The sequence below is a fragment of the Photobacterium sp. SKA34 genome, assembly GCF_000153325.1.
In the GTDB taxonomy this organism is placed as follows: Bacteria; Pseudomonadota; Gammaproteobacteria; order Enterobacterales; family Vibrionaceae; genus Photobacterium.
Map to the genome: position 1 here is coordinate 1,257,215 of NZ_CH724141.1, position 12,906 is coordinate 1,270,120.

Sequence of the window (12,906 nt, forward strand, 5' to 3'; positions counted from 1 at the left end):
CTATGTTTTCATTCTAAAAACATTCTTTATCATTCGAAGTTATAATTACTTTTTTATTCTGCAATGCAATTAACTAAAATTCTTTATCTAATTATTAGTTAATTTTAACTCTGTAAGAAACACTACCAGAATCACCTGGAGCTAATTCACCATTCAGTATCCATTTAATTTCACCGTCATAGCCAGCACTATTTACGCCAGTAGGTGTATCAACATTACAACTAGTAATACTTGATGGTATCAGGCTCATTTCACAGATAATTTGAGTGCTTAGTAGTGTGTATGGTGGCACATTGTCATAAATAGTGACTTCTTTTATTGGACCTGAACCTGTATTAGTAAAGCTAATTACATATTCAATAATATCACCAGGGTTACCGCCAGAAGAGGTACCTGGAGAAACAGGACAACTACTTGTATCAGTTAAACAGGTCGTTACATTTTGAACAGATTTATCTAGCTGTAAATCACCCGCACCAGAGAATGTTGCACGTATAGTGTCTTTATCACTCACACTATATCCAACAATACCATGGCCGATATTGGCATCGTCAGCAAAATCCATTACGGCTTCAATACGGTAATCATACTGCGCATTTAAAGGTGCGTCTGACGGTACAAAAACGTTACTGATTAGACATATTTCATTATCTACATTTACTGAAATTGGTGCTGTTGTTAATTGTCCTTCTAATGGAGAACCATCCACTAAGCCATTACAGTTAACGTCATGATAAAGAACCGTTTGCCATGACGTATTCTCTGGCTCAGACTTTTTATCAACAACACTAAACATCACATCACCTTGTGTATGAGACGTAAATTTATGGATAAAGAATACGGATTTATCAGGTTCAGCCTCAGTAAAATTATCAGGTTCCATGCGAGGCGGTTTCACTTTACCAAAGTTCAAATCAGTAACAATATCACCAGCATTAGCACTGATGAGTAATTGGCTATCTGTCACATTACCTAAAGTCACAGTACCTGGACCAGAAGTATCAAATGACTCACTGATATCAATCCAACTCGCTTGTTTGACAACATCTAGCATTATTTCTTTTCCACTAAATGCCGCAGGAATAACAACTTCGTATAATCCAGAGCCATTTGTAATGGTACGTGTAATAACATCACCAGTAGAAAGCGATAGACCTGTATCATCACTGTCAGTCAAAATAACATTTACAGTGTATTTACTAATACCTTTCTCTTTTCCATCTTTTTTACCATCGTGAGCAGTGGCAAGTGATTCACCCGCAAGGTCTGCACCATTATCTTCGAATACATAACCTCTTAGAATAATATTATTAAGTAATGTAAATAGATGATCTTCAACTTCACCATCAGCAGCAATACCAGAAGGTGTATTACAGAGGCTATCTACAGAACATAAGCGAAGTCGAATAACAGTTTCACCGCTATAGGAGTCAGCAAGCGCAGAATCTAGCGTAAAGCTTACCGTTTCAGTGCCAGTGGAAACCGCTTGACCTTGTATTAAGTGCTCCTGTGAGCTGAATGCCGTATCATTGTTGATATCAACCCAAACGTTTATAAAGCCACCAGATGAAGCAACAATTGGAACACTTAAATCAACCTGTTTACCAACCGTGATAAACTCAGGGATCACAACATCTTCATCATCAATACCTGATATATCATCACTGTTCGCGGCAGCACTAAAGATTTGTGCCATATCCGCATCCCAAGTAGTCCCCATCATCATGTCACTGCTACCATCAAGTGCACTATCTACGTATCGATGCCCAACTTCTGCATATCCAGATTCCGCATCACCATAATCAATGGCTTCTAGACACCCAGCAACATCATTGCCTTGAATAACATCTGCTGTTGTTTCAATAACGAATGTCGTTTCACCCGTAATAACATTAATCTGATAAATGACAGATTTATTCAGTAAATCAATGCTACCGTTGTTACCTTTATCGTGATTACCGCCATTGGTAATAGCATAAAGATTAATACCATTATCAATCAGTAATCCACCCGGTTGTAACTTGTCAGCATCATTGACTTCTGGTGATACGCCACCACGATAGTTAAGCGTCATTGTTTCAACCGCACCAGAGTCAATATCAATTTTCACAAGTTTATCGTTAACGAAGTCAACAAAATAAGCTTTGCCATCTTGCTGACTAATCGCAAGGTCAGCACCAATATCGATCTTATTACCACTAGACCATCCCATCGCAGGCAGATCTTGAATCAGCGTGGCGGTAAAGGTCAGCGTAGATAGGTTAATTTTGACTAATGAATCCCAATCGTTACGCCAAATCACTAGATATTTGCCATCTTTACTGACATCACCGGATGTTGCACTACCGATATTTTGTACACTAGGGTAATTTCTGACTTTCAAAGCATCACCTGCTGTGAAGTCAATAGATTCACCAGTACTTAAACGGGTCATGCTCGTATCTTCGGCTGCGGTAATGCGGCCTAAATCGATGAAGTTAGTCCCTTCACGGTCAGTGACAAATAAATGATGATCTCTATCCGCAACAGATTTATTTACGAATGTACCAAACATCACACCAAGTGTACGATCAAAACCAATTGCATTGATTTGTTCAGCATCACCACTTGCATAACCACTTATCGCAATAGGATCAGTGATCGTAGTGAAAGAGACAGGGTTTGAGGTTAAGTTAATATCGTGATAACTATAGATTTCACCACCAGTGAGCGGTTTTTGCGTCTGAACGACGACATCACATGTGTTGTTACCAATCAGATCAGAGACAAAGATACGATAATCTTCTACTTCACCATCATAAGCTAACCCCGTAGGACTATTACAACCCACGTCACTACATACACGAACACGTAGATAGGTGTAACCAACTGCAGCGGTACTTGGTACTGATACACTAAATGCATTTTCCCCTTCAGCCGCTGATGGTTGATTAATTACCTGTTCACTGGTTTCCCAAACACCATTTTGGTTCCAATCAATCCAACCAAATAACTGGCTACCAACCCCTGTACGGCCACTTTCAATCGTAATGTTAGCTTTGATATTCAAGTCTTGACCTACTGTCGCTATTGCAGGTACATCAACACCATCTTCATCAGGCTTATTGTCAGTATCATCAGCGGTAGCTGTAATATCTTGCAATTCACCTGAATCGCTATCCCACTGGTCACCTAAACGAATATCAATGAACCCATTATCATCGGTATCAGCTTGTACGTGCATTGCACCATCATTGACATACAAGGTGGTGTAATTTCCAGGTCCAGTTTCGTCTGTTGTTGGGCCCGACAAATTATTTAAGTCAATCTGATTAGTATCAGGTGCATCACCTAAGTCAGTACCTAATACATTTGGAGCCGCAGTGAAACACCCTTTTTGTAGGTTCCAAGCTGCACCGGTAGAACCGGTAAAACCGAAGCGCACAAAGTTAGAACCTAAAGATGCAACAAGGTCATGGGTAAATTGGCCGACTTCCTCACCATCAAAGAAGTAAGTAAATAGTTGTGTATTCGGATCCCAGATAAATTGAGCAAGGTGGTATTTACCGTCTTCTAACTCACCACCGTTAATCGATTTGGCCGGAATTAAGTGGTTTGCCGGATTAGGCGTATATAAATCGCCATTTAAGTAAACACCAGTATGGTCAATATAATTATTCGTTGTACCGGAACCTAAATCATCCTGGGCTCCCATGAAAGAGTTATCGTACGTGTCAAACTCAACCACTAATGAAGGAGATATACGATCATTTGGATAGTTAAGTACGTTTGCATTACCCACACCATCAACGCCCATGTATGCGCCAGTATTACCTTGAGCAAAAATACCTTTCGGATCATTAGATAAGATAAAGGTCATACCATCAGCACCTGCTTCACCTGCACCAGGGTGACCCGAATTTTGAGATCGATCACCAAGGTATACCGCAAGCTCCATATACTGAGGTTTACTTAGGTCAATAAAGTCATAGCTCCAAAGGAAACCTTTCATACCACCTTGATTTGGAGTTACGACATATTCACCAGTAGAAATATCAAGGAAAGCATCACCTCGCTCAACCGCTCTTGGTGATAAACAGATACCCGGCTGGATTGTATTATTAATGATAGGGACAACTGAATCTCTATCATCTTCATCACCATCAAAGTCACTATTAGGAGTAGAATCAATATCCAGAATTGAAGACTGGTATATTTCACCTTTGATCGTAGTATCAGACATTGGATCAATTGGAACTAAACGGATTGTCGCAAAATCATCGAATCCAATAGGAATGGTACCTAGATCGAGGATACTTTCACCCGGTGCTGCATTATGGATATATTTAGCATCTGGTAGTAACGTGACACCATCACCTTCATATGCGCGTACAAATCGATAACCAGCAGGAATCAAGAAACGTACTTTCGTATTAGGAGCAACGACATGGGTACGTCCAGGTATTTCTTGATTAACAACTTTAACTACAAGATTAAATGGAATACCTTGCGTTACATTTTCACCAGGGTCTAAACGAAGTTCGAGTTCTAAATCTCCGACAGGTTTCAACGAGATAATATGATCTTCAACCTCACCATCACCAGCCGATCCTGTTGGCGAGCTACAGTCAGTATTCTCTGAACACGTACGCAAACGAATTAACGTATCTTGAAGGACAACACCCGCAGGCACGGTAAAGATAAGATCAACATCGCCAGACGCAGTTACAGTTGCTTCTGCGCGTTCAGCAAGCTCTAGTCCATTCACGCTATTAAAATCAATCCAACCATAGAGTTTATTGGTGAAACCTCCATCAACAACCATTGGAACCGTTACCGTTACCGTATCATTTTCAGCAAGTTCACCATCAATGACAGGCTGTGAGAAGCCATCTTCATCATCAGGCGTTATACCATTTGTATCATCAAAATCAGCCAACTCACTCGATGTACCATCATTTTCATTATCAGGACTTTCAGTACCAATATAAGGTAAACCGATATCAGTTTGGTGACGAGGGCCATTGTCTACTAATGATACAGGGTAAAGATTGGTCGTATTATCAGTATCAAGTAAAATTGGTGCATCACCATAATCTGTTGGTACTGGTGCATAACGACAGCGTGCACCATCGTTGTTATTAGCTGTGACACCTTGACCATTTAAGATCGCGTCTAAAAGTACTGAAGATTGAGCAGTAATATCAGATAAATCTAAACGCCATAGTTTTCCATCACTATTAACCGACGCATAAGCAAAGCCTAGATTATCAAAGTAGAACGCTCCAACAGCACTAGAACCCGCCAAATCAATTGAAGTTTGTCCGATATTCGTTACCGAAGCGGTATAAGTAGATGTAGACTTATCTGCAACAAAATCAATGCGGAAGAGCTTCTTACCACCCGATATCCCCCAAGCAGTGTTAGTATTTAATGGATGAATAGCAATATCACCTAACCCATTACTTACTAGGGAAGTAAGTGATTGTGAACGTCCTAGATATTGACCGTAAGTCGTTGAATTAACATCAACATCAATAAAGTACATCCTACGGCCATCGCCACTGTCTGAGATGATTATCAAAATATCATCATCTGTTACATCACCAGACGCGAATCCAATACCGTTTAATTCAGGAATATTAAAGTGTATGACTTCTTCATTATTACGGTTTAATGCTACGACATTAGATCCCCGACCACTTTCATTCTTACCATAAACACCCCAAATTAAGTTCTGAGAAATACTATAACCAATCGCGTTGTACACCCTTGACGACGCAGAGCCTAGCTCCGTTTCCGTTACCGTCACTAGATTAAGTTGATACAGTTCAGAAGGTGTATTTTTCGCTAAATATGCATTGGTATCACAAGTATCATAAGGGTCTTCATAAAGTTTATCGGCAAAGTCATGATGAACACTCGATGTTAACACTCCAATGTTGTGAGTATTCGGCGTGACAGAAACGTGCTCTGGTGGATCACCTATCACTCGGCCAACAGCAAGGCCTGTTATAGGGTCAATAGTTCCAGAACTCGGAGGGTTAACACTACAATCTAGTGGTGGCGTCGCACCATAAGTTTCATAAAGGATATATGTTTTATCTTTTGTACCAATAAATTCAAAATACCCCTTATCGGCATCATCAATGACACTGTCACCATTTACATCAACGGTTCCATCACCGGTTAATACCGAGGTACAAACTTTATCTGTTTCATTGTAAAGCGTTACGTAAACAGCTTGAATACCTAGCTCATCACCATCTTTAACGCCATTGGTTGATGTACCATTTGTACCACCGTCATCATCAAAGACATAACCCGTAATTAGTAGGCCATCAAACATTACTAATGCGTAATCTTCTACCTCACCATCTTCAATGTTTGTGCTTGTTGCACGTGTATCATTACCCAATGAATCGTTACCAGACTCAGCTTGTGCGCTATTAAATACACGTAAACGGACAGCAGCGGTTCCTGACGTTGTATTAGCTGGTATTGGGAATGTTAAATCTACATTAGAAGACGTTGTGGTTTGACTTTCTTGTAGTTCACTCGTTGCAAATACACCATCTTGGTTCCAGTCAACCCATGCGTATAGGTATGCGGTACCACTATTAACTGTCACATCAACGGGTAATACAAACTGGCTTTCTCCCAGGCGAAGTCCGTGGTGTAACGTGTTTGCACCGTCCTCATCATCTGTATTCGTAACATCGTCACCTGTTGCGAATAATGCATGACTTGCATCCACTGAAATATTAGCGCTACCAGCCATACCAGCATGATTTGCACAGTAGTAATACAAGTTACTTTCAGTATTTGAATCCACAACAACATCTATATAATCGGCTCCTTCTGTTAAACCTGTTGTGTATTCGCTTCCACCATTAAAGGTGCCGTCTGCTGTTGTAGAGAATTTAAGGATATGAGATGCAGGTACTGCACTCACATCGAAGCGATATGTACCAGCAGCAAGAAATAGATCTGGATTTTCTATACCATCAAAGTAGAAACGGTTACCACCACCTGTTGACGCGGCCGCTGTTGTTACTTTTATGGTAACTAATTGAGAAGTTAATTCTGTACCAGTACCAAATGCGCCATCATCAGCATCCGGTGCTGTACTACCTAGATAAACAGTTGATCCACTTGACGGAATTTCATGTGTCGGACCGTTGATTGTAGTGTAATTTCCTTGACCATCAGAGCTAGTGCTGGCATCCGGAGCATCACCAAAATCGCGTTGCTTCGCACACTCACTTACATCAAAATGCGCATTAGGAATCAACCAGTTAGTCTGCGTACTTGGCGGCATATTAGCCACCTTAACAGTTAGAGTTTGCCCTGCACTTAAAGTAAATACTGGATAAGCTAGACCATTTGGGCTGTCTACGTGTTCTTGTCTTAGCTCTTGAACGGTATACGTTTTCCCTGGTTCTATAACAACACCACCTGGGTCATAATCAATCATGACATTGTAGTTAGGTGCACGTAAATATGTGCGCCCCTGACCAAAGATACCGCTGAACCTTACCGTAGTTTCATCATTCCAATAGGCACTCGAATGGAAGTTATCAAATTCAATTGAAACAGTCGTATCTTCATAACCAGCCGCAGGTAGGAATTCATAAGTCACTTCGACTTGACCATCAGAGACGTTATCAATCCAAGTCTTATAACCAGCAACCTCTCTTATCTGATCGGCATCGGTACGGTAAACACCAAACCCGCTGAAACCTGTCTGGCTTTGATTTACGTTTTCATCTGCACTGTAAGAAACTTGAATACGACCCACAGTTGGACCATCTTTACGAATTAAATTTGATGACCAAGATGTAGATGTGAACTGATTGTTGTAACTGCCATTGTTACCCGTCCAATGCATATATTTTGTCATTGAATTCTCAAAGACATCGGTCATACATACAGAATTAATTGGAGTTGAAGAAGTTACGACTGTTAATAGATGGTCTTCCACTTCACCTACACTCGATGCACCATATGAACGAGGATCTTCATCACTACCAGAAGGGCTGCCAGATAGAAGAACATCAGATATACGGGCACGTACATAATAGGTATCGCCAGACGACAGCGACGGTAAGGTGCTCCAAGTTAGTCTTGCTAATGTATCACCATTACTAACTGTTAATGGCATGTCAGATACAGCTTCATCAGCATCAAATCGACCATTATTATCCCAATCAACCCACGCATATAAATATGCATCAGAGCCTAAAGTATTAGTGACTTCTATAGGCATACTGTATTCAGAAGCCGTATTTACCAACTCGATTTGAGTAATCCCGTCTTCATCATTATTAGCATCAAGATCATCACCGTTCGCAAGTAATTGATCGACGCCCAATGCATCTGCTTCCGAATCCGTTTCATTAGAGCCAATAAACAAATCTAAAGATGCTGTATGGCTAGGGCCACTATCTGCTAGCGAAGTACGATAATCTTGGTTATCCATACCAACACTAGAGTCTGGTGCGTCACCATAATCTAATAAATTAACATAACAATCTTCAATAAATGCACCAATAACAGCATCAACAGAAGCTGAATTTCGATCATTATCGTATGCGATACGATGAATTGGTACACCGCCAGTATCAGCAGTCGTAATTATCAATGCAGGATTGATATTATTATTATTATGGGTGTTTGCCTCAGTTATCGTTTTAGATCCGATTTGATTATTATTAATATCAAAGGCAATAACCGTCAGAACCGTGGCGCCATCTCCGGCTTGATCCGGTACAATACCCACAGCATTGGCGGTACGCTTACTGCCATCGCTATTAACTAAATCAATAGATAGCGCCCGATCACCAACCCAGAAAGATGCACCGGCACCCGTGTCATTTGTCACTGCAGCATTTTCTCTAAAGCCGTAGTTACCCCCTATATGCGCCTCATAAATTTCTAGACCATAAGGGCGGTAGGTTTCTTTTGGATAACGACCACCTGATAAACCATTAGTTGGATTTACAGCGTTACCCATATCAGTCGATAAGGTAGTAACACAATCAGCAATCGTTACTTGATGATCTTCTACTTCACCATCACTTGCTGCACCAATTGAACGGCTATCGAGTGCATCACTGGTGTTTGAATCTGTGAGCGTATCTGTGGTTATTCGCACACGCATAAAGGTGTTACCAGTACTTAAAGGACTCCAACCAGACCATGACAGCGTAACGCTTCCATCACCACTACCGCTATCAGAACAGGTTGCAGCTTGTGCCGATTCGGTTGATTCAAATACGCCATCATTATTTATATCTATCCAAGCGTAAACGTTAGCACCATCACCGTTACAGGCAATTTCCTTACTATACCCTGATGAGTTAGTTTGGATTTGAACAGGCGTAGCAAACGCATCTTCATCATTAACACCAGAAGATACTTCATTATTGTCATCAGCTGTTGCATCACTATTTTGAAGGGTACCATCATCGGTATCCGGTGCAGTCGTACCTATATATACCGTTGCACCTGTAATTGGAACCTCATGAGAAGGACCACCAGTAGCTAACGTAGTTAAATAATCATTACCGCTACTACTATCTCCGTCATCAGGCGCATCACCGAAATCAAGATCACCAGAGCTTACAATGAAGCTCGCCGAGAATTCAGAAGTTTGACCCGGTACAGCACCTGTTCCTGGTGCGTGATCAGAGAAGCTAATCGCACCAATCGTATCACCAACTGATAAACCACTTACGTTAATTGTGCCGGTGAAAGTACCATTAGTTTGTTGCGTTAGACTGCCAAGATAGGTAACACCCTCACCGTACATTAATCCGGTAATTTCATTACCTAAATTTGTATCAAAAGAGAATCCTCCCTTTGGATATTGGGTATTACTAGCAGTACTAATATCGCTTGAATCACCACTAACAATATAGAACTGAATTTCATAACTATTTTCGCTAACAAATGCACCGTTACAATGCTGACCTTCAACGGTTAAGGTATTACCACTCAATTCTGCTTTTTCAATTAATGGTAACGCTGGACCCGTAACTGTTGGTGAACCATGATAGGTTGATAAATAACAACGACGGTTAGTGGCTGTTTCATATACATGGGGAGTTGTATCAATACCATCTGGACCTTCACCAATATCAATTGCTATACCACCGTTATTACCAAATTGATTTTTACTAATTTTAATACCACGGCCAAGACCACTAACATGATCAATACCATTAACACCCGCAGCACCATTTATTGCTTTATTAAACTCAGCAACAATGCTTGAACCGTAGCTCAAACTGATCCCTGAGTGTGGAGACCATGCTGATACATGTGCATTATCATAAGCTGTATTTGATTGCTCATAGAAACCTTGAGTATTAGTTACCGTGTTTTGAAGAATATCAAGTTGAGACGCTCCTGAAGCATTATCGATACCTGCAAATTTAGCGTTATCAATATAGTTACCTTCAATAGTGGTTGCGTTCGTACCGCGATCAAGCACAATACCAGAGCCATCAACATCAATAATATAATTATCTGAAATAACAAACTTATCACGAGGATCTAGTGGGCCGGTGATATACCAAATAATAATGGCAGTATCCCAAGTATTGGCTAAATAGTTACTGTCAATTCGTCCAGAACCATCGTAATCAATTTCATTGCTCCAATTAATACCATTATTAATGATTACCCCGCGGTATAACTGATTATTAGTCTCTACACCTGTAGGTAATACCCCTATGACGTTATTATTGAAATCAAAGTTAGTGATAGAATCACTGGCAAAGAAAGCAGGACCGGAAACAGTACCATCACTATCGTCAGAGTACACACCCAAATTCTGGACTGTAATGTTGTGTACATTTGATACTGTTTCTATTGCAGCACACCCACTCCAACTCTTAGATTCAGCACTAACTTGAGCGTAGAAACTGCGGCCACAGCTGTTATTACGACGATGATTGATTGCAAAGTCAGGTGTATCAACCTGTGAAATTGAACGAGTATTCCAATCAGCACCAACAGATGTCACTGGGCCTAATAACGATGCATCTTCATTCCGATCGGTGTTACCGTCCTTGTAATCATAAGCGTTACCATCGATCGTGGTATCGCTGTCAGTTAACGCAGTAAACGATGCTACATCCGACGTTGACGTTTCCCACCACGTTGCACGATTAGGCGAAACTGCTGGAACGAAACGCATAACATTCGAGCCACTGTAAGCATTAGCATTTTGTAAGAACTGCTCATAAGAACCCGTGCCGCTACTTTCTGTGTTGACAACAACATTGAAGCTAAACCCAAAACTTAAATTTCCAAGTTCTTGTATTTGCGCATTAAGTAAGAAGCCTGTAACGTGTTCTCGCGTTCCTGCATCAGTTTTATCATCTGCAGCCGTTGCCGATTTACCCCCGTAGCAGGCATCGTTAAAATGGGTAGTATCAGAAGATAATATACTACCGCCGCTACCATCAGCACAGTATGATTGAATTCCCCATGCTTGAGGTATCTGAAATTGAGATGCCATACCGAATGTCTGATCTGCAACGAGTCCAGTGCTACCATTACTTGAGACGGTAGGTGCATCAGGGGCAACCCAATACACACCAGTTGCGAGGTCTGTAAATTCATAATAGCCATTTGCGTCTGTTGTCACTGTTTTTACAAATGTATCGCTACTACTAGGCAAGTTATCGCCATCATCAAGGTACAGCGTCACTATCACATTTGATAAAGCACGTTGATCACCCGTATTATCATTAAAAACCACATCACCATCATAGAAAACACCATCACCGGTTATGTCTTCAAAAATAGTACCATCAACTGAAAATGTACCAGCAGGAGGAGTACTTGATGGTGACATGTCTCTGAAGTCGATATCTTTCTGAATAGGTTCTATAGCGCCGTCTACAGCATCATTATCACTATCACCGAAGATTGTTTTTAAATGAGCCACTGTATCAGCTGTAACTTCATCCGTTGGTGACCATTGACCCGGTGATGAACCATTAACAGACGAATCGTCTATAGAATCAAATATATCTAATAAGCCATCACCATCAGTATCTGTGGTACTAGTAATAGAGTTTGGATGGTTAGGACCGTTTTCGCTGATGTCTGAAACACCATCACCATCAGAGTCGTCATCAACATAATCAGGCGTTGAATCTGTATTTAAAGGTAATGATTCATCTGTATTAACCGGTGTTAAGCCTTCCTTACCTTGATCACTTGTTGTTAAGTAAGCTGTATTTAGGCCGTTATTAGCAATATATTGAGCAAAACTGTTTACGTTTGGTAAAATATAATCTTCTGAAGTTTGAGCCTCTATATTGTCCGGAATACCATCATCATCTGAATCAATATCCAAATGATTTCCTTCAACAACACCAGATTGCTGCTGCTGATGTAATGTTTGATTCAGTAATTCAACACCACAGAATCCCCAATCATTACCTTGACCACTATTACCTCCAGATACATTCCTTAATGATAATGAAGTCAGCGGACCATCAGCAGACGGGTTATATGTAAAGGTTAATATTTGATCGCCACTAGCTGTTAGTGCTTCATTTGGACTCAATGTTTGTCCATTAATAACAGCTCTAAATTGAGATATAGGGCTATGCCAAACATTCACATGTAAGCGTAAAGTATAAGTTTCTCCAGCTTTAAAGACATCACCGCTAGGTAAGTATTGATTTTGTAATATATACCAGTCACCAACATGGCTCGTTGTTCCTTGACAATTATTACCAGTATCACCCTCAGAACAACGGGTTAAATAACCCCAGCCTCGGCCATATGGATTGGCACTTGTTGAACACTTCTCACCGCCATAATTACCCCAAACACTATTCCTTTGATTATTTGACGATTCACCAGGCAGGCCACAGGCACTATTACCACCATGTACTAAAG

1 protein-coding gene is annotated in these 12,906 nt (G+C 40.7%); it reads right to left on the reverse strand.

Translation table 11 applies throughout. The features are described 5' to 3' along the window. Positions 1-94 precede the first annotated feature (94 nt). Positions 95-12,568, reverse strand: coding sequence for a GEVED domain-containing protein (locus tag SKA34_RS06895; RefSeq protein WP_157044456.1), 12,474 nt, complete (start codon positions 12,566-12,568; stop codon positions 95-97). Positions 12,569-12,906 lie beyond the last annotated feature (338 nt).